Origin of the sequence: Paenibacillus sp. FSL R7-269 (assembly GCF_000517865.1) — a bacterium.
Lineage (GTDB): Bacteria > Bacillota > Bacilli > Paenibacillales > Paenibacillaceae > Paenibacillus_AQ.
Genome location: NZ_ASPS01000006.1, coordinates 81917 through 102120 on the forward strand (window position 1 = coordinate 81917; position 20204 = coordinate 102120).

The following is a 20204-nucleotide window of genomic DNA, read 5'->3' on the forward strand; positions in this document are numbered from 1 at the left end:
AATACATGTACAACCATACATGTAACGGAGGGAACGATGAAGCGGTTCATGCCATATCCATCCCTCTTGAAGAGGCTAAGGGCGGATCTGCCCTTTTTGTTCAGCGGCAGTATGCCGCTGCGGCGGAAGATTCTGCTAAGCAACCTCCTGATTGTCCTGCTGGCACTGGTGATCTTCATGGTCAGCATTCAGCGGATTGTCTTCAATCAGACCCTGGAGAGAACCACGGCAAGCTCACAGCAGGAAGTGAGGCTGGTCAAACAGTCGATGGAGACGGTGTTCCAGTCGGTCCAGAATTTCACGAAGTTCGTGCTGATCAATCAGGACACCCAGAAGCTGCTCAGCAGAGATACCGGTGACGGCAATGATGTGGCTGCACTGAAGTCGATCTACAATACACTGGCTGCGATGCTGGTGACCGAACCGAATATTGATTCTGTTATTATTGAATCCTTGAACGGCAACCTTTATTACACCTCCAATCTGACCGGAGTGACCCGGGAGAGTCTTGGAATCTATCCCCGGGCGGAGATTGATGCAGCCAGAGGCGGGGCGGTCTGGGCGGATTCGCTTACGCCTGCCTTTCTGTCCGGGATGAAGCACAAGAATATGATCAGTGTGGGCAGGGTCATTAAGAGCATGGAGAAGGGTACCCCGCTGGGCTATATCTATGTCAACATTGACGAGCGGACACTTGCCCGCCTCTATCATAATGAACAGAACCCGGAGAGCGCTACGCTGGTCATTAACCGGAACGGAAGAATCATCTCTGCGAATGAAGCCTCAAGGGTGAACCAGCCGGTCGCGGAGGCATCCCTTACGGATTGGGTCAAGTCAGTCTCACAAGGGACCCGGACCCAGGAGGTCGCCGGAGACCGTTATTTAGTATCCATGCAGAGTCTCGCTCCCTATGACTGGAAGATCGTCCAGCTGGTGACGATATCAGAGCTAACCTACGGGTACTGGAAAATAGCCCTGCTGCTGGCCGGGTTCGGCCTGATCAGCATCCTGTCAGCAGTGCTTCTGTCTATTCTGTTCGCCCGCCGGCTGACCCGGCCGCTCAGCCAGCTTAGCGAGGTGATAGTCGAGGTGGGCAGCGGGAATCTGGAGCGGCGCGCGGCCGCCGATTCCGAGGACGAGGTCGGCCGGCTGGGAGCTACCTTCAATGAAATGGTGGAGCGCATCCAGCGCCTGATGGTCCAGGTGGAGACGGAAGAGCAGACCAAAAGGATGCTGGAGCTGCGGCTGCTCTATTCGCAGATCAAGCCTCATTTCCTGTACAATACACTGGACACGATCCGTGCGATGGCTGTGATGTCGGGGGCGAAGGACATCAGTAAGATGCTGAAGGTGCTGGGTGAGTTCTACCGGATATCGCTTAGCAACGGACAGGAGCTGATAACGGTGGCCCAGGAGCAGAAGCATCTGGAGAGCTACCTCTATATTCAGCAGATCCGATTCCCTAAGCTGAACTACCGGATATCGTTCGGGCCGGGACTGGAAGCCTGCCTGGTGCCGACCATGCTGCTTCAGCCGCTGGTTGAGAATGCGATACACCATGGCATTAGAGGAATGGCGGACGGCGGCTGGTGTGAAATTACCTGCGCAGCGGAAAGCACGGACGGACAGAATCTGCTGTGCTTCACCGTCCGTGACAACGGCAAAGGCATGAGCGAAGAGCAGCAGCGGCTGATCTGGTCGGAGCATGACAGCGCGGAGAGATACAGCTTCGGACTCCGGAATATTCAGGACCGTATCCGCCTGCGGTTCGGAGCGGCTTATGGAATCCTGCTAACCTCTGAGCCGGGCCGGGGCGTAGAAGTGAAGCTGCGCTTGCCGCTGCTTAAGCAGACGAACGAACAGGAAGAGGGGACGCTCAGACTATGAACACAGCACCGGTAGCCCGCGTCCTGATTGTGGATGACGAGTATTATTTCAGGCAGCTGCTGATCCGTCTGGTGGATTGGGAAGCCGCCGGGTTCGAGGTGGCCGCAGAAGCCGATGACGGCTCGGCCGCCTTGCAGATCATCGGGGAGCAGCATATCGATCTCATCATTACGGATATTGAGATGCCAAATATGAACGGGCTTGAATTCATCGGGGAAGTCCGTAAGCTGAATTCGGCGGCTAAGCTGATTTTCATCACCAGCTACGATAATTTCTCTTATGCACAGCAGGCCATCTCGCTTGGAGCGGACCATTATCTGCTGAAGCCCGTCGATGAGGATGCTGTCGAACAAGCTCTCCGCACGATCCGGACGCAGCTGACAGAGAAGTGGGAGGCAGAGCGCTATATCAACCGGCTCAGAATCAAAGCCGGGGATGTGCAGGCGCCGCAGGCAGGCGATACCCGTGCGCAGAAGCGGCAGAGCAGCAGCACCGCCTTAATCGGCAAGACCATCGCCTATGTGACGGCACATTATGCCGAGGATACGTTGTCACTCCAGAGTACGGCCAGCGCCCTGTTTGTGAACCCTAGCTATTTAAGCCATGCGTTCAAGAAGGAGACCGGCGAGTCGTTTGTGGAATATGTGACGAACGTCCGTCTTGGCGAAGCCATGAAGCTGCTTAGCCAGGGGACCTCCGAGGAGGAAGCCCCGGCACCCAAGATTGCGACGATAGCCCGGCAGGTGGGCTATAAGGACCCGTTCTATTTCAGCAAATGCTTCAAAAAACGTTACGGAATGACCCCTAATACCGTATACAACGGCTCCTATTTAGATACATAAAGAGCAACTGTAGGCAGGGCCCGGTGTTTTGCAGCCGGGCTTTTCTATGTTAAGAAATTATGATTTACCCGTCTGCGAATAGGTTTGTACGCGAATGTAATCAAAAAACCGAACACAAGGGGTGCTGCTACGCCGGGAGGTGGTCCTCATTCTTCACAGCCAGTAACATTTATAGAGGAATGCTGCAAGAAGTGCAACAATACTGCTCAATAGAAGCGACGTATACCGAAATCCTGCATGAAATGCAACAAATCCAACGTTAAGTCGCTCTAACCACCGAAATTTGTGCAAAAAATGCAACATTGTACTTCAACCCCGTAACATTTATAGAGAAATCCTGCAAGAAGTGCAACAATACTGCTCCTTACAAGCGGCTGGTCAGAGAAGGCACCCGCATCCTTCACCCGCTGGGTAATTTTGTTCCTGATTGCTTTTCTGTCGGTTAAAGTCAACCCTGTGTAAAGCTGCCGTAAACATGGGAACGCCCCGTAAATTGAGTGTAAAGTAATCTGACATACCTAAAAATTTTACTGTTAGAACCAATATATCTCCATTCGTACACGGCGGTTCACTTGTTAAGATGATACCTGTAAGTCAAATCCCGAAATATTGAAAGGTGGTCCAACACAAATGTTCGGAAAAAAGCTTGGGGTAGTTGCAGCATCCATCGCACTTAGCAGTATAGTGCTTAGTGCTTGCGGAGGAGCCAATGGTAACGAAGGGGCAACTCAGAAACAGGATGCAAAAGCGGCGGAAGGCAAGGAATCTGTCTCCTTATGGATGTTCGATGCAGATCCGATGTATCAGGCTGCTGCCGAGGCTACCGCAGCGGAAGTCGGCGTGGATTTGAATTATGAGTACATACAGGATGAGACCTACAAGACCAAAATCAGTGTTGCGCTGGCTGCCAATGAGCTTCCGGATGTCTTCCAGCAGCATGCCGGGAAGTCCTACCGGACACCAGTGCTGCAATCGAAAACGGTAGCCCCACTGAACGACACCCTGGATTCCACGGGACTTGGCGCGAAATTTCTGGACAACCAGCTGGTGAAGGAGGAAGACGGCAATATCTATTCCGTTCCTTCCAACATCAGTACAACCTTGGTCTTCTACTATAACAAAAAGCTGATGAGCGATCTGGGCGCTACGCCTCCGGCAACCTGGGACGATCTTCAGGCGCTTGTAACCAAGGCCGATGATAAAGGGATCATCCCTATCGCCCTCGGCGGCAAAGAAAGATGGCAGGGCGATCTGCTGTACAATCTGCTCGTAGCGCGTCAGGACGTTAACGCCTTCGATAATGCGATTAAAGGCGAAGCGAAGTTTACGGATGCTCCATTTGTAGATGCAGCGAAGCAGATAGCCACTCTGGTTAGCAGTAATGCCTTCCAGAAGGGCTTCCTCGGCTCGGCTTACCTGGATGCCCAGGAGCTGTTCAAGAACGATAAGGCTCTGATCTGGATTGATGGCAGCTTCAACTTCGGCGCGCTGTCGAAGGCCATGGGCGATAATCTCGGATATATCGCATTCCCGAAGACTGGTGCAGAAGATGTCTACAGTGCGACGATCGGCTTCCAGAACTCGGCGGCGCCTTACTCCTTGTTCGTGAACAACAGTTCCAAGCACCTTGACAAAGCCAAGGAATTCGCCATCAAGCTGTCCCTTAAGCTCAATGATGAGTTCGTACGCAAAGGCCTGCCGGGCTATGCATCAAGCGAAGTGAAGTCGGAGTCGCAGAATGAGCAGCTCTCCGCTTATGCTTCCGATATCAGCAAAACAGCAAAAACCCAGGCGATGTGGTTCGGCCTGCTGTCGGCAGATACAGGTCAGGAATACCGTGATATGACGCAGCAGCTCTATGGCGGCAATCTGACGCCTGAGGAATACACGGCCCAGCTGGAAACATTGCTTCGTTCGGCAGAGTAAGACACGCTTTACAAATATAATAGGGGAAAGGCGATGCAGTCTCTTGGACCGCATCGCTTTTCTGCACTCTGATAGGTGGATAGTGATGGAAAGAGCGCTCTCGGATAAGAAATTAATCGCTTTGTTTCTAGTGCCCGGCTTAACCGTATTTCTGGTCTTCTATTTCGTGCCGATCCTCATGACGGCGTATTACAGCTTCCAGGAGTGGGACGGGATTAACCCTATGGCCTTCGTGGGCCTGGACAATTACACCAAGATGTTCACCGCGGATAAAAGCTTCTGGAAGGCGGTATGGAACAGTGTGGCCTTCCTGCTGACAGGCGTGTTCGTCCAGCTTCCGCTCTCGTTCGGCCTGGCCCTGCTGGTCTCCCGCAAAATGAAGGGACGCAAATGGTTCCGCAATATTTACTTTTTCCCGGTGGTCATGTCAACGACGATGGTCAGTCTGCTGTGGGTCAAAATCTACGATCCGAACATCGGGATGCTGAACACACTGCTGGAAGCTGCTCACCTCGGCAGCTGGGCGCAGGCCTGGCTTGGAGATACCAAGACAGCTCTCTTATCAGTCCTGATCGTAACAACCTGGCATTATGTAGGCTATAATATGCTGATCCTGTTCGCCGGTATTCAAGGCATCTCGGAGCAGTACTATGAGGCCGCGAAGCTGGACGGCGCTGTCGGCTGGAAGGCAGTCCGTTATATCACGCTTCCGTTATTGTCTGATGTGCTGCGGATCTGCGTCGTGCTGAACGTGATTTACGCGCTCAAGACCTTTGAGAGTGTGTATGTGATGACTAACGGCGGACCGCTGCATTCCACGACAATGATTGCCCTGAAAATGTTCCAGGAAGCGTTCCTGAAGCAGAACTTCGGCTACGGCAGTGCGCTTGCCGTGTTCATGGTGCTGGAGTGTCTGATCATCGCCTGGGTACTCAACAAAGTGCTGACCCGTGAAAAAATTGAATATTAAGGAGGACCGGACATGCTGAAGACTACGAAAAATACAGGCATCTATCTGTTGATGATCCTCATTGCCGTCCTCCAGTTGTTCCCGCTATACTGGCTTGTGGTAAGTGCGTTTAAGGATAATTCGGAGATTATCGGCGGAGTGGTCTGGGCGCTCCCCACAGAATGGCGGTTTAGCAATTTCTCAGAGGCCTGGGTAAGCGCCAAGGTGAATCAATACTTCTTCAACAGTGTGTCAGTTACGCTGATTACCCTCTTGTGCGTGCTGCTGTTCGCTTCGATGATGGCTTACGCGCTGACACGGATGAGATTCAAATATAACGGACTCATTCTGTTCATTCTGCTCATGGGGGTCATGGTGCCGATTCATGCTACGCTGATTCCGCTGTTCATGATCCTGAAGAATCTCGGCCTTCTCAGCTCCCGGCTGTCGATTATCCTGCCTTACATTGCTGTAAATCTGCCGATTGGCGTCTATATGCTGTCAGCATTCCTGCGGAGCATGCCGAAGGAGCTGGAGGAGGCAGCGTTCATTGACGGCTGCGGGGTAGTGAAGTCCTTCTTCAAGGTCGTGCTGCCGCTGCTGAAGCCGCCGCTGGCCTCGGTTGCAATCTTCGTGTTCCTCGCCGTGTGGAATGAGCTGCTGATGGCGGCAACCTTCATCCAGAAGGAATCGCTGCGGACGCTGCCGCTCGGGCTGATGAACTTCAGCGGCCAGTACAGCATTAGCTGGGGACCGCTGGCCGCAGCAATGGTAATCTCTACGCTGCCGATTCTGCTTGCTTATGTGCTGTTCAGCGACCAGATGGAGAAGAGCTTCACCGCAGGCGCAATTCTGAAATAAGAGACGAAGAAGGGTGAATGAGATGATGGAACCGGCAGCAAGCCGTAACCTGCGCAAGATTGTGATTATCGCTACCTCGGATGTTCACGGCAATCTGTGGGGCTACCGTTATGAAGACGGACTCGATACCGTAAATGACGGACTCGCCAGAGTAGCCGCTTATGTCCGCGAACTTAGAGAGAGCGGAACGGAGATTCTGCTGATCGATAACGGTGACGTCTTCCAGGGAAATATGCTGACTGACGATGTCTACAATAAGCGGCCGGAGGACAGGCATCCGGTTGCGTCAGCACTTAATGCCATGGGCTATGCTGCGCTGACCCTGGGCAACCATGAATTCAACTTCGGCCTTGGCCTGATAGAGCGAATCCGGCAGGAGCTGAGCTTCCCGGTGCTTGCTGCCAATGTCTGGGACACGGAAGGCAGACCCTTTGCAGACCCATATGTGATCTTAGAACAGCACGGCATCAGGATTGCGGTTATCGGTCTGACGAACCCCAACGTTCCGCGCTGGGACGGAGGCAAGGTTGAGGGCCTAAGATTCGGTCATATGGCCGAGACCGCGCAGGCGATAGCGGCTTCTCTCCGTGCGGAAGGGAAGGCGGACCTGATTGTGATCAGCGCCCATGCGGGTATGGTCGCAGAATTCGATGAAGAGGGCGGCTCGGATGCCGCCGGACGGATTGCGGAGCTTGTTCCTGAAGCAGATGTGCTGCTGGTCGGCCATATGCATATTACCGTGAACCAGCGTATAGGAAATACCGTCATTGGAGGGCCCCGGGAACGGGGGCGGGAAGTGGTACGCTTCGACCTGACGGTTGAGGTTGATGGCGGACAGCCCAAGGTCGTTAGCCGGGAGGTCACGGTGGTAGATATGAGCGGCTGGGAGCCGGACCCGGAACTGCGCAGTATGGTTGCCGGGGCGCATGAAGAGACCCTCCGGTTCATCGCCGATGGCGGTGGTGGCTCTTCCATAGAAGGGGAGGGCGGCATTCTGGGCTATGCAGCCGCCGATTTCCAGCCCGAAGAGACTGCCGGCCTTCCGGCAGGACGAGTGCAGGATACGGCCGTCATTACCTTGATCCAGCGGGCCATGTTGGAGGCCAGCGGAGCGGATGTTGCCGCTACTAGCCTGTTCAACGACAACGCGGATCTGAAGCAGGGACCGCTGACGTATGCAGATGTCTACCGCATTTACCCTTTTGACAATGTGCTGTATGTCGTTACTGTCACCGGCAAGGAGCTGAAAGCTTATATGGAAGCTTCGGCAGCCCATTTCCGGCAGTGGCAACCTGGGGACACGAATATTACTGCCGATCCTGAGGTGCCGAGCTACCTATACGATATGTTCGCCGGGATTAATTATCAGATCGACATCTCGCAGCCGGTAGGCCAGCGGATCATCCATCTGGCCTACCGGGACAGACCGCTTGCCGATACGGACGAGCTACAGCTTGCCGTCAACAATTACCGCTATAGCAGCCTGTTGAAGGCTTCGGGACTAGTCAGCGCTGTCAAGCACTGGGAGTCGGACTGCAGCGTCCGCGAGTTGCTGGTTCATTACATCCGGGAGCGCCAGACGATCGTACCGGAGGTCGATCATAACTGGTCAATTACCGGGATGGATTGAATCAACGAAGCCGTGTTCATACTCCGTTCATAATGCCGTCATGTTGAGGACATCTTGCTCAAGTAGACTCTACATATACCGCTAAGGTGGATCAACAGAGACATAGACAGGAGAAGATGGACATGGCAGAGATGGCCGGAAAGAATAACACTGAGACTAAGGGCCGCAAGAAGCGGTACTTATGGTTGAAAATACTCGGGGGCATTGTCGCAGCACTGGTATTGCTCATAGGCATCACGTATGTTGTCAATGTAATCAGTAACGGAAGCGATAAGAAGAAGATTGAAACGTACGGGCAGTACGTAAATGTAGAGGGCAAAAAGATGAATGTGTCTATTCAAGGCAGCGGGGAGCAAACTATCGTTCTCCTGCCGGGGCAAGGGACCCCGTCGCCTGTACTGGACTTTAAGCCGCTGATTGATGAACTGTCACCTTCCTACAAAGTCGTGGCAATTGAACCTTTCGGTTACGGTCTCAGTGATGAAACGGACAAAGAAAGAACGACAGAGAATATCATCAGCGAAATTCATGAAGCGGTGCAGCAACTCGGTCTGAAGCGTTACATCCTGATGGGCCACTCCATCACGGGACTTTATGCCGTGTCTTATGTGAATGCATACCCGAATGAAGTTGAAGCTTTTGTAGGGATTGACAGTAGTGTTCCCAACCAGCCTGGCATGGATGTCAAATTGCCTCTCGGAGCGATGAAGTTTGCTAAAGATTCAGGTGTGATGCGGCTGCTAACGAAGCTCAGCGGAGATTCGTTTAAATCGCTTGACTATGATGAGCATACCAAAGAACAGATGAAATTCATCTCTGCCGTGCACGGCAGTAATTCAACGCTGATGAATGAGCTTAGCCACCTTGGTTCCAATTTCAAAAACGGCTCAAAGCTGACCTACCCGCAGGATTTGCCGGTGCTGTTGTTCGCGCAATCCAATAACGAACACAACAAGCAGTGGATTCCGTTGCATGAGGAGCAGGCGAAGCAGTCTTCACAGGGTAAATTGATCCCAATGGTAGGCTCCCACTACCTGCACCATACGAAGTACAAAGAAATCGCCGAGGAATTCAAGGAATATATGAAGACCGTTCAATTAAAGCAAGTCCAATAAAGAGTATAGAATATTATTATGCGGTACCCCACGGGGCGCCGCATTTTTGTGTTTACCCAATTGTAAATGTTCAATTCCGCAACCAATTCCAATTATTGGAGTCTAATTTAAGAATCAGCAATTCTACTATCAGATGAAATGGATGAGATGCACGCATGAAAAAATGTAATTGGTTCCTCCTGCTGGCAGCGCTATTCTTGTGCTTCCCGCTCAGCGGTCAGGCCAAAGCCGCTGCGAAGACAAGCCCCACGATAGTATTGGACGGTCAGGCAATCCCTATGCAAAAAAAAGACAAGGTTGAAATTATTAACGGCAGTGTAATGGTTCCCCTGCGGATCATTGCAGAGAATATGGGGATGGGGGTCATCTGGAATCAACAGGCTGGAACCGTAACCATTCCGAAGGAATCCGGCAGCGTTGAACTAACCATTGGCCACAAGGAGGCTTTGATCGATGGAACCTCCCATTCGCTGTCCACAGCGCCCCGCAACCATAGCGGAACCACGCTTGTCCCGTTAAGATTCATCAGCGAAGCCATGGGCGTCCAGGTGAGCTGGGACAACAGCCGCAAGGTGGTGGGCTTAACTTCAGCGGGACCTCCAGCAGTGCAGCCGGATTCCGGGCCTGCTACAGATCCGGCAGTGATCGCTGCCCCGGCAAATCCTGAAGGCACAGCTCCTCCGGCGGCCCTGCCCGTCATCGCAACGGGGACTTCAACGCTGAGCGGGCTCAGCTTCAGCGATAACCGCCTGATGCTTGCTTTTACCGGCGATGTCCAGCCATCCGTACATACCGGAAACGAACCACTGCAGATCGTGGTGGAGCTTCCCTTAACGTCATTCTCCGCAGATTTCTTACAAACCGTCTTGTGGGATAGCAGTACTCTATCAGGGGAGCAGGCGATTACTGGAGTCCCGGGTGTCAGCAGGATGGCTTACGAGCTGTCAGGGACAGACGCTTCCACGGTACGGGTCACCCTGTTTTTGACTGCAGTTTCACGTTACACCACTTACATAGAGGAGGACGCAGCCTACAGACTCCTGGTCGTTGACTTGAACACTCTTTCACCGGAGCCTCTTCCTGTACAGCCGGTTCAACCTGGCAATGGCAAGAAGATTATTGTTATTGATGCCGGACATGGTGCTGCGGACCCCGGTACGATCGGAATCACCAAGACGCTGGAGAAGGACTTTAATCTGAGCCTGGCTCTCAAGGTGGAAGCCCTGCTGCTGAAGGATCCGGCCTTCCAGGTGGTAATGACACGCCGCGATGATACCTATCCGGCCAATAAAAGACGGGCAGAGATGGCCAATGAGCTTCAGGCGGATGCCTTTGTATCCATCCATGCCAATTCGGTAGAAGGACGGCCTGAGGTGCGCGGCACCGAATCCTATTATTACAGTCAAGAGAGTAGAGCTTTTGCCGATATCATGCACAAGCACCTGCTGGGGGCAACCGGCTTCACAGACCGCAAGGTTAAATATAACAAATATATCGTACTGAAATATTCCAACATGCCAGCTACGCTGCTTGAGGTAGGCTTCTTGTCCAATGCTGCCGAAGAAGCCGCCCTGTTCTCCGATGATTTCCAGAACCGGGTAGCGGCAGCACTCGTAGCGGGGCTGAAGGAATATTTCGGGGTGAATTGACACTCCGTCCCCGCATTTATAGCTTTAAAGATCGCGGTCCGCTCCGTATAATATAGACAGTGAAAGGAGAACCCGGACTTAAGTAGCTGAGCGTATTTTATGAATCAATAGGGGGTTAAACGATTGAATCGGTATGACCAAAGCGCAAATCCACCGAGCCTGTTCCGTAACAAGTTCCTCCAGACGATTCTGTTATCCAGCGTGCTGCTGCAGATCGGGATCTGGGTACGTAATTTTGCTATTTTGCTGTATGTTGCGGAGAGGACCAACAATGATCCCTACGCCATTTCGCTGATCAGCGTTGCTGAATTTGCGCCTATCTTTGTTTTTTCCTTCATTGGAGGGACTTTTGCGGACCGGTGGCGCCCGAAGCGGACGATGATCTGGTGTGATTCCCTGTCTGCGGTATCGGTATTCGCCGTTCTGCTCAGTATTCACTTCGGTTCTTGGGAATCGGTGTATCTGGTCGCGTTCATCTCGGCCATTCTGTCGCAGTTCTCACAGCCTTCAAGCATGCGGTTATTTAAATTCCATGTGGCGGAGGAACAGCTGCAGCAGGGGATGGCGCTCTTCCAATCACTGATGGCTATCTTCATGGTCCTCGGACCAATGTTAGGCACTTTCGTATACAGCACCTTCGGCCTTGAGATCTCCATCGCTGTAATGGGCGTGGCTTTTCTGCTGTCAGCACTTGTGCTTATTCGTCTGCCGGAGGATCATATGGAAGCAGGGACAGTTACCGCGAAGGGGCAATTCCGTAAGGACTTCACCGAGGGCTTCCGGTATGTCTGGCAGAGTCAGGTGCTGCGGATGCTCGGACTTGCGTTTGTGTTGGCGGGACTTGCCGTGGGCGCAGCCCAGGCACTGAATCTGTTCATCGTCACCGAGCGGCTGGGCCGAAGCAAGGAGTTCCTCCAGTACATGCTTATGGTTAACGGTGCAGCCATGCTGATCGGGGGAGGGCTGGTGGCCGCCTTCGCCAAAAAAGTTCCGCCCCAGCTGCTGCTCGCCATGGGGATGCTGGCAGGTGCCGTATGCACCACCATCGTCGGGTTCTCAACAAGCGTTCCGCTTACGCTCACGATCCAGTTCCTGAACGGGCTGATGTTCCCTTGCATTCATATCGGGATCAGCACGATGATTCTGAGATGGTCTAATAGCTCGATTGTCGGCCGGGTCAACGGGGTGCTGAATCCGATGTTCGTCGGGATGATGGTGGTGTCTATGTCGCTGGCGGGTGCGCTGAAGAGCGCCTTTCCGCTTAGTACCATCTACAGTGGAGCCGGAATTCTGTTCCTTCTGGGTGCACTCATGATGCTGCCGATTATGAAGCACAAGGCGCCGGATCAGGCACAGGCTGCACAATAAATAGGAAGCAGACTAAAAAAATGGAGGCCCTGAAGAATGCCGCAAATATTACTGGTTGAGGATGATCAGGCCATAGCCAGAAATCTCGTGCTGCTGCTCCGCTCAGAAGGCTTCACAGTTACCCATGCCGCTACGCGGAGTGAGGCTGTGGCCATGCTTGGCGGAAATCCGTTTGACCTGGCACTGATCGATATTGCTTTGCCTGACGGGAACGGCTTTACGGTGTACACGGAGATCAAGGCCACAAGGGAGGTGCCTGTCATCTTCCTGACGGCCTCCGGGGATGAGGCAAGTGTGGTTACCGGGCTGAACATGGGGGCGGATGACTATATTACCAAGCCGTTTCGCCCGCGTGAACTGATTGCGCGGATTGGAACGGCGTTGCGGAAGAGCAGACGGACCGGGTCTGCTTTTGACATCGGCGGGCTTCATTTAGATCCGGCAAGCGGTGTTGTAACCCGGCAGGGCAAGGAGGTCTACCTCTCAGCTCTGGAATACCGCCTGTTGCTGGTGTTTGTGAACAACCCCGGGAATATTATTACGCGAAGCAGGCTGCTCGACGAATTATGGGACGCAGCGGGCGAATTTGTTAATGACAACACGCTAACTGTCTATATCAAGCGCTTGCGGGAGAAGATCGAGAGTGATCCGGCAAGTCCGCAGATCATTCTGACGGTGCGGGGAACAGGATATCGGCTGGGGTGCAGCGATGCTGCGGAATAAAGAGATCCGGCACTTCAGCCTGTTGTATATCATCATGTCTGCTGTTGCGATTACCATCGGGTTCACCTTACATACGGCAGCGGGGTTCCTTGCCACTGGTTGTGCTGTTGCCTTCGGCACAGCATTTTTGCTGTTCACCAGGGCCCGGTACAAGAGCATTGCGCGCATCTCTAATCAGATTGACCGGGTGCTGCATAATGCGGACCATCTGTTCATCGCTGATGCGGAAGAAGGCGAGTTATCCATTTTACATAGCGAGATTACCAAAATGACGCAGCGCATCCGGGATCAGAACCGCGAGCTGATCAAGGAAAAGGGGCATCTTGCCGATTCACTGGCTGACATCGCCCACCAGCTCCGCACCCCGCTTACCTCAGTGAACCTGATTATGACGCTGCTTGCGAATAGTCCTGCGGAAGAGGAGCGGAAAGCTTTTATACGGGAGACCGAGGAGCTGCTGATGCAGATGGATTGGCTGATTACCTCCTTGCTTAAGTTATCCCGTTTGGATGCGGGCATTGTTGTATTTCAAAGCGGGCCTATCGCCGTTAACGGCCTGCTCCGCACCGCTGTTCGTCCGTTCCTAATCCAGATGGAGCTGCGCAATGTAGACTTACGGATAGATTGCCCTGCTGGAGCAGTGATCCAAGGCGATTCGGCCTGGCTCCCGGAAGCGATCCAGAATATCCTGAAGAATTGCCTGGAAAGTGCAGGAGAGAACGGGAAGATTGAGCTGATCTGCTCAGACAATCCGCTGTACACCGAGCTTACGGTGCATGACAACGGCCCGGGCTTTAGCAAGGAAGAAATCCCCCGGCTGTTCGACCGGTACTATCGCGGCAGCAGCCCTAACCATACCGGCTACGGAATCGGCCTTGCGCTCTGCAAGCTGATTATCACCCGGCAGGGAGGGAGCGTTACCGCACATAATCACCCGCAGGGCGGTGCGCTCTTCAGGCTTCGTTTCCCTAAGTGACAGATCTCTCACCTGAAAGTCACAGAGATGTAAGCTTGCGGCTCTATGATAGGGATAAATCAGGTGAAGGGAGAATTGCAGTATGGAGTTTTTGAGAATTGAGAAGCTGAGTAAGATCTACGGGAAAGGAGACAATCGGGTTACGGCGCTGGACGAGGTGTCGCTGACGATTGAGAAGGGGGAGTTCACGGCGATCATTGGCTCCTCCGGCTCCGGCAAATCCACTTTGCTTCATATCATCGGCGGTGTCGATGTGCCGACAAGCGGCAACGTCTATTTGGACGGACAGGATGTGTATGCCCAGAGCAATGACAAGCTGGCTATTTTTCGCAGGCGGCAGGTCGGGCTGATCTACCAGTTCCACAACCTGATTCCTACGCTGGATGTGGTGGAGAACATCACCTTGCCGATCCTGATGGACAAACGCAAGGTCAACGAGGAACGGCTGAACGACTTGCTTGAGCTACTGGGGCTGACTGACCGGAGAACGCATCTGCCGAATCAGCTCTCGGGCGGACAGCAGCAACGTGTATCTATAGGACGCGCATTGATGAATGCCCCGGCGGTCATGCTGGCGGATGAACCCACGGGCAGTCTGGACAGCCGGAATGGACATGAGATTATCAATCTGCTGAAATTAAGCAATCAGAAGTACCGGCAGACCCTGCTCATCGTCACGCATGACGAGAATATTGCCCTCCAGGCAGACCGCATTATCGGCATCTCCGACGGCAGGGTTGTGCGGGACGAACGGGTACGGACATGAATATTTTCAACAAGGTTACCCTCCAGAGCCTCAAAAAAAGCCGCACGCGGACCATCGTAACGATTATCGGAGTCATCCTGTCTACCGCAATGATCACTGCCGTCTCCACCTTCGCCGTGTCCTTGCAGAGCTATATGATCCAGGGTTCCATCGCCAAATACGGCGGCTGGCATATCGGGTTCCCGGCTGTAGATTCCGCCTTCGTGCAGGAACGGGCACACGATCAGGCCGTATCCAGTACGGCATCCTTCGAGAATATCGGCTACGCGGCACTTAGTGGCGGGAAGAACCCGGATAAGCCTTATCTGTTTATTGCAGGCTTTAATGAAGATGAAGCTTCCCCGGGTACCTTGCCTGTCACTATGGTTTCCGGACGAATGCCAGATAACAGCAGAGAAATTCTAGTCCCTTCCCATCTGGCGGCGAATGGCGGGATCAAGTTCGCTGAGGGCGATACGCTCACACTGGCTGTCGGAGACCGGATGTACGGCAACCAGCAGTTGAACCAGCATGATGTCTTTTTGGCGGGAGACCAGTCTGGGAAAGGCGCAGAAGCTTTGGTGCCCCGGGCAGAGCAGACCTACAAGGTTGTAGGAATCTACGCCAGACCTGCTTTTGAGGAGTCCGCTGCCCCAGGCTATACCCTGATTACCAGAGCTAATCCGTCAGAACGGGCGGACAGCTTCAGCTTGTATGTTAGCCTGAAGCACCCGCGTGAAGTGAAGGCTTACGCAAACAGCACCGCCGCAGGCCATGCTTACGTCTACAACGATAATGTGCTGCGCTTCATGGGCGTCTCAAGCGATGAATTGCTCACCGCTCTGCTGTACACGGTCGGGGGGATTGTAGCTTTTATCATCGTAACCGGTTCGATCTTCATGATCTACAACGCCTTCACCATCTCCCTCAATGAGCGCACACGACAGTTCGGCATTCTCTCATCGGTGGGAGCCACAGCGAAGCAGCTGCGTAACGCCGTGTTGTTCGAAGGTCTGTGTATTGGTGCTGCCGGAATACCGGTTGGCATTCTCTTGGGAATAGGCAGCATGGGACTTGTACTAACGGTCGTATCCAAGAACTTCGGGAATATCCTCTATTCCCATGTCCCTTTAACCTTGCAGGTGTCCATTCCAGCCATTGCCTGTGCAGCTGCGCTGAGCATGATCACGATTCTGATCTCAGCCTATATTCCGGCCAGGAAGGCGGCAGGCACTCCCGTGATGGAGAGTATCCGCCAGTCGAACGAGGTTAAGGTTGAAGCCAAGGCCGTGAAGACATCCGGGCGGGCGCAGCGTATCTACGGCCTCGAAGGCACCCTTGCGCTTAAGAATTTCAAAAGAAACAAGAAACGCTACCGCAGCATTGTGCTGTCGCTCATGTTAAGCGTCGTGCTGTTTATATCGGCCAGCGCTTTTGTCACATATATGAAGCAAATGTCGGAGCGGGCAGTTGCGTTCACCACCTATGATATCGGCTTCGCCACACAATCTATGAAAGACAGTGAGATGCTGGCGCTCTACGACAAGCTCAGAACCGCAGGCGGGATCTGGGAAAGCTCCTACCAGACGCTCATGAAAGTGACCGGGATAGCTCAGGCAAGCGATCTCTCGGATGCTTATTGGGGCGAAGAGGGGGCTTCGGGAGCCGCGGGGAAAGCGGGAAATGATGGAAAATCAGGAAATGCAGTTGTTCCTTCGCCGGTCCGCTCGGATGAGCAGGTATCTCTGCCCGTCGACCTGCAGTTTCTGGATGACAGCGCCTATCTGAAGATTCTTGAAGGGCTGGGCTTACCCGCAGCGGAATATACGGGTCCGGACGCCAAGTTCATCGCCGTTGCCAAATTGATGAGTCCTGCCGACGATAAACGGCTGAAGGAGGTTGACGGGTTCTGTAATTTGTTCAAAAGTTCGTCCTCTATCCTGACCCTGACCCCCAAATCAGAGGACGGGTCGAAGATAGAGCAGGGACATGACGTATCGGTTACGTTCGTAGAGACCGTACCGCCGGATACGCTGCCGGTTACGGGAAGCCCCGGTTCCAATCAGCCCTTCTTCTTCCGGGTGATTGCTCCTTATTCACTCATCGGCAAGTTTGAAGCAGCGGACAGTCCGCCGGCAGTGAAGGGCCTGACCTTTCGCTCCAAGCACCCGGCACAGTCGGTAGCGGAGATGGAGAAAACCATCCAAGGTGCACAAATTACGGATGAATATAAGCTGTATAATGTGTATGCGATGATGGATGAGAGCCGCAATACGATTTTCATCATCAACGTGTTTGCCTATACCTTCATTATCATGATCTCGCTGATTGCGATTGCCAATGTGTTCAACACAATCTCGACGAACATCAAGCTGCGCCGCCGGGAGCTGGCGATGCTCCGCTCTATCGGGATGTCTGACCGCAATTTCCAGCGGATGATGAATTTCGAATGTGCCTTTTATGGCATGAGGGCGCTTATATCCGGGCTTCCCATCGGGCTGGTCTTCTCCTGGCTAATCTACCGGGGGATGTTCATTGGCGGCGCGGACCAGATTGACTATATCTTCCCCTGGGCCAGCATCGGCATCAGTGTGTTCAGCGTGCTCCTGATCGTATTCGTGACCATGCTGTATTCGGTTAGCACAATCAAGCGGGAGAATATCATTGATGCGCTGCGGGATGATATGACTTGATAGCAAGTAGATTAGAACTCCATGCATGGGTAGGGGCATGCACGCGGGTCGTTACGCTTAGCGGCAAACAGTTGGATTTTGTCCACTTGCTTCGGTAAATCCGACGGAAAGCGGTAAATGAAGGTACGTTTTTTCACTTGTTTGCTAAAAAATCAGGTGACGATAGGTGATCCCATAACTCTCAAGCTTGACCCTGACGTATAGTGAAGGGTTTACAATGGGAGCAGGAGGGACAGTCTACGCGGGTGTACGGAACGACTACCGAGGTTATGCAATATATCGATGCGGTCATCCGTATTTATATGGGCGGGGAAGATCCTTGCCCGTAATCGTTGTTCCATGAAGCGTGCCAGTAATTGGGGCACGCTTGTTTATTCCTCCACGTAATTCTAAGACACTCGATTGTATGTGAAAAAGTGAATACAATTGCTATCGAAGAGACGGGCGGGCCTAATGTATGCGGAAATCCGAATACAATCGGTGCCGTTTCAGCGAGACATAGAATTCTTATATTTTCAGAAAGAACTATAATTCCTCCCCCGAAGCCGGAGCCTGTACCGGCAGATCCCCGGCAGCCCGCTTGCGGTACTCACCCGGCGTTAAGCCGGAGGCACGCTTGAACATACGGATGAACGAGTTCACATTCTGGTAGCCGACCTGAAGTGCGATATCCTGGATTCGCAGGTCGATGTTCATCAGCAGCGCCTTGGCCTGTTCAATCCGCAGGGTGTTGAGATATTCGCTGAAGTTGATGCCGGTCTTCTCCTTGAAGATGCTCGACAGATAGCCGGGGGTCAGATTCAGCTTGTCGGCGACAAGGTTCAGATTAATGTCCTCCCCGTAGTGCTTGTCCAGATACTCTAGCACGAAGCTGATGACCGGGTCCCGGGTCTCCGCGCCGCTGCGGATCACCGCAAGTACCGGAGTCACAATCTCCCGGAGCCATTCACTATACTGCTGCGAGGAATAGAAGGCGGCGAACGGCTCACCGGACAGAGCCGCAACCAGCCCTATTTCAAGCTCCGGCAGATTCAGCTTCATGACTGTTTTGCTTGTCTGTTCTGATACACCCGCAGCAAAAGCCCGGAAATCCTCCGCAGCGGCATCCTTATTCTGCAGTTGCTCCAGCTGGCGGTCCAGCCAGCCGAACACCGCTTCCTCGCTGCCGGACTGCAGCAGGGTATGCAGCTCTTCCCCGTGTGTGACCTTCAGATGAATGGCCTTGGCCGACGAGGCCCGCGGCTCTACAATAATCTGTGTCTCCCCGTTCAGTCTGCGTTCCTTCAGCAACCCGGACAAGTTATGGTAAGCATCCGTAAACGGTGTTTCCCCTGAATATACCGGGCTGACTGCTATCGTGAGGTAGAGGGAAGGCTCATCTGCCAGCAGCTCCTGCAGCGTGCCCAGCACTTGAAGAATGCCGCTCTGCGGGCCGGGATCGAAGAGCAGCAGCAAGAGCAGATCCTGCTCCGGCTGCAAGGCGACGTTCTCGGATTCCTCCCCGGTGAATAGCCGCTGAATCAACTGCCATAGGGCCAGCGTGTGCTCCTCAGGCTCCTCCGGCAGGCGGGTGAAGCTGAGCTTGAACAGGATGGAGGCATACGGGCGCTCGGAATGCAGGGCATCCTCCAGCTCACCAAGGCTTGCGTTCAACGGAATATTCTTAACCTTATGGGTATAGGCATACTGGCGGACCAGCGAGTTCTTATTCGCAAGATCGTTCTGAATGAACCGGTTGTTCTCCATAATCGAGCTTAGGCGGTCGCCGATAATGGCGAACTCCTTAACGCTGCTCACCTTGCCGGGAGCGCCGCCCGATTTGCGGTCGAACGCGGCGATCAGGCGCTGGAGCGGCTGGTTCAGCCGGTAGCTGAACAGGAGGGAGAAGAGAAGACTGACCAGCACCGCAGCAGTGAGCAGAACGGCGAGCAGCACCCGCATGCCGCGCAGCCCGCTCGCGATGGCGGCAACCTCGGTGACCCGGACGTAGGTGAAGCCGGTCTGCGCCCCTTTTTGATAGAAATAATAGTTGTCCCCGATCCGCTCATGTGAGCTTGCAGTAACGGCATACTCCAGAGCCGGCAGCTCCGTCTCTGCGGTGGAGAAGAGCAGACGGTCCTGCGCATCCATTATATAGAAGGGATTCTTCCCGGAATCCCCGTACGCCTGCTCCAGCCGCTGCGGGTTCAGCATCACAATGCCGTAGACCTCTTCATAAGGAATGGCCTTGATCATGACCGGCATCAGCCGCCCGAGCGGACGCGAGGAATTCATCGTAGTCTCTGTGAAGGAGGCGGCGGGCAGGACCTTCAGATACTGGTTGTCCATGGTCTGAGCGCTCCAGAAGTCCGCCGGATATTCCCCGCTGTAATAATACTTGCCGAACATATCGGCCGCGGTACTCAGCCCCTCTTTCTCAAGCACATATCCCTCCGCCTTGAAATGCAGAATGAAATTCTCAATATGCAGAAAAGGGTTCCCGTTCAGCGTCATCAGATCGGACTTCACCTCGCTGACAATATCGTAACGCCGATTCTCCTTCAGATGGCTGAGAATGCCCAGATTGGCCGTCCACGTATCCGACTGGGTCAGCGCCAGAATCATATTCTGGGTCAGCCGGAAGTGATTCTCGTACCCGTCCACCGCTTGCTTCAGACTCTGCTCGTTCTGCCGGACCACCTCCTGATAGACCTTCCCGCTAAGATATAGATGAGAGAACAGATTGAATGAAGCCAGCAGCAGGATGACACTCAGGAAGCTGAGCATGAGCTTAACGAACAGGCCGCTAAGGGCAAATTGGCTGGTAAGCGGTCTCTTCATATGTATTCCCCCTTCAGGTG

Annotated in this window: 14 protein-coding genes; 13 read left to right on the plus strand and 1 reads right to left on the minus strand. The window is 53.5% G+C overall.

Annotated elements, in window-relative coordinates; translation table 11 throughout:
- Positions 1 to 36: 36 nt before the first annotated feature.
- The 13 genes from C162_RS02215 to C162_RS02275 all read left to right on the plus strand — a co-directional run bounded on the left by C162_RS02215 (position 37) and on the right by C162_RS02275 (position 17364).
- Positions 37 to 1887 carry a cache domain-containing sensor histidine kinase gene (locus C162_RS02215; protein WP_084648784.1) on the plus strand — a complete coding sequence of 617 codons (1851 nt, stop codon included), beginning with the start codon at positions 37 to 39 and terminating at the stop codon, positions 1885 to 1887.
- On the plus strand, positions 1884 to 2729 hold the full coding sequence (locus tag C162_RS02220; protein ID WP_036690794.1) for a response regulator transcription factor: 846 nt from the start codon (positions 1884 to 1886) through the stop codon (positions 2727 to 2729). The genes C162_RS02215 and C162_RS02220 overlap by 4 nt, the downstream gene beginning before the upstream one ends.
- Before the next feature lie 630 nt (positions 2730 to 3359).
- The gene (locus C162_RS02225; RefSeq protein ID WP_036690797.1) at positions 3360 to 4655 is read left to right on the plus strand and encodes an ABC transporter substrate-binding protein; all 1296 of its coding nucleotides are present in this window, start codon (positions 3360 to 3362) and stop codon (positions 4653 to 4655) included.
- A gap of 85 nt (positions 4656 to 4740) precedes the next feature.
- A complete protein-coding gene (locus C162_RS02230; RefSeq protein ID WP_036690801.1) occupies positions 4741 to 5625 on the plus strand; it encodes a carbohydrate ABC transporter permease in 885 nt (294 codons plus the stop codon).
- A 12-nt stretch (positions 5626 to 5637) separates the two neighbouring features.
- Positions 5638 to 6465 (plus strand): carbohydrate ABC transporter permease, encoded by an 828-nt coding sequence (locus tag C162_RS02235; RefSeq protein ID WP_036690803.1) that lies wholly within the window; start codon positions 5638 to 5640, stop codon positions 6463 to 6465.
- A 22-nt stretch (positions 6466 to 6487) separates the two neighbouring features.
- Positions 6488 to 8095, plus strand: coding sequence for a bifunctional metallophosphatase/5'-nucleotidase (locus C162_RS02240; RefSeq protein ID WP_036690913.1), 1608 nt, complete (start codon positions 6488 to 6490; stop codon positions 8093 to 8095).
- A gap of 122 nt (positions 8096 to 8217) precedes the next feature.
- Entirely contained in the window at positions 8218 to 9210 is a 993-nt protein-coding gene (locus C162_RS02245) for an alpha/beta fold hydrolase (RefSeq protein ID WP_051493153.1), read from the plus strand.
- 155 nt (positions 9211 to 9365) lie between these two features.
- A complete protein-coding gene (locus tag C162_RS02250; RefSeq protein WP_036690804.1) occupies positions 9366 to 10859 on the plus strand; it encodes an N-acetylmuramoyl-L-alanine amidase in 1494 nt (497 codons plus the stop codon).
- 123 nt (positions 10860 to 10982) lie between these two features.
- A complete protein-coding gene (locus tag C162_RS02255; protein ID WP_036690806.1) occupies positions 10983 to 12227 on the plus strand; it encodes an MFS transporter in 1245 nt (414 codons plus the stop codon).
- A 36-nt stretch (positions 12228 to 12263) separates the two neighbouring features.
- Entirely contained in the window at positions 12264 to 12950 is a 687-nt protein-coding gene (locus C162_RS02260) for a response regulator transcription factor (RefSeq protein WP_036690807.1), read from the plus strand.
- Positions 12937 to 13926, plus strand: a complete 990-nt coding sequence (locus tag C162_RS02265) for a sensor histidine kinase (protein WP_036690809.1) — start codon at positions 12937 to 12939, stop codon at positions 13924 to 13926. The genes C162_RS02260 and C162_RS02265 overlap by 14 nt, the downstream gene beginning before the upstream one ends.
- An 82-nt stretch (positions 13927 to 14008) precedes the next feature.
- On the plus strand, positions 14009 to 14692 hold the full coding sequence (locus C162_RS02270) for an ABC transporter ATP-binding protein (RefSeq protein WP_036690812.1): 684 nt from the start codon (positions 14009 to 14011) through the stop codon (positions 14690 to 14692).
- Complete coding sequence (locus tag C162_RS02275) at positions 14689 to 17364, plus strand: ABC transporter permease (protein WP_036690815.1); 2676 nt, start codon at positions 14689 to 14691, stop codon at positions 17362 to 17364. Before C162_RS02270 ends, C162_RS02275 begins: the two co-directional genes overlap by 4 nt.
- 525 nt (positions 17365 to 17889) lie before the next feature.
- Here C162_RS02275 and C162_RS02280 read toward each other — a convergent pair.
- The gene (locus tag C162_RS02280) at positions 17890 to 20184 is read right to left on the minus strand and encodes a helix-turn-helix transcriptional regulator (protein ID WP_036690818.1); all 2295 of its coding nucleotides are present in this window, start codon (positions 20182 to 20184) and stop codon (positions 17890 to 17892) included.
- Positions 20185 to 20204 lie beyond the last annotated feature (20 nt).

Bases quoted from the DNA above. Each gene is read 5' to 3' on its own strand.
- C162_RS02215 (WP_084648784.1), top strand. From the start codon at position 37: ATGAAGCGGTTCATGCCATATCCATCCCTCTTGAAGAGGCTAAGGGCG.
- C162_RS02220 (WP_036690794.1), top strand. From the start codon at position 1,884: ATGAACACAGCACCGGTAGCCCGCGTCCTGATTGTGGATGACGAGTAT.
- C162_RS02225 (WP_036690797.1), top strand. From the start codon at position 3,360: ATGTTCGGAAAAAAGCTTGGGGTAGTTGCAGCATCCATCGCACTTAGC.
- C162_RS02230 (WP_036690801.1), top strand. From the start codon at position 4,741: ATGGAAAGAGCGCTCTCGGATAAGAAATTAATCGCTTTGTTTCTAGTG.
- C162_RS02235 (WP_036690803.1), top strand. From the start codon at position 5,638: ATGCTGAAGACTACGAAAAATACAGGCATCTATCTGTTGATGATCCTC.
- C162_RS02240 (WP_036690913.1), top strand. From the start codon at position 6,488: ATGATGGAACCGGCAGCAAGCCGTAACCTGCGCAAGATTGTGATTATC.
- C162_RS02245 (WP_051493153.1), top strand. From the start codon at position 8,218: ATGGCAGAGATGGCCGGAAAGAATAACACTGAGACTAAGGGCCGCAAG.
- C162_RS02250 (WP_036690804.1), top strand. From the start codon at position 9,366: ATGAAAAAATGTAATTGGTTCCTCCTGCTGGCAGCGCTATTCTTGTGC.
- C162_RS02260 (WP_036690807.1), top strand. From the start codon at position 12,264: ATGCCGCAAATATTACTGGTTGAGGATGATCAGGCCATAGCCAGAAAT.
- C162_RS02265 (WP_036690809.1), top strand. From the start codon at position 12,937: ATGCTGCGGAATAAAGAGATCCGGCACTTCAGCCTGTTGTATATCATC.
- C162_RS02270 (WP_036690812.1), top strand. From the start codon at position 14,009: ATGGAGTTTTTGAGAATTGAGAAGCTGAGTAAGATCTACGGGAAAGGA.
- C162_RS02275 (WP_036690815.1), top strand. From the start codon at position 14,689: ATGAATATTTTCAACAAGGTTACCCTCCAGAGCCTCAAAAAAAGCCGC.
- C162_RS02280 (WP_036690818.1), bottom strand. From the start codon at position 20,184: ATGAAGAGACCGCTTACCAGCCAATTTGCCCTTAGCGGCCTGTTCGTT.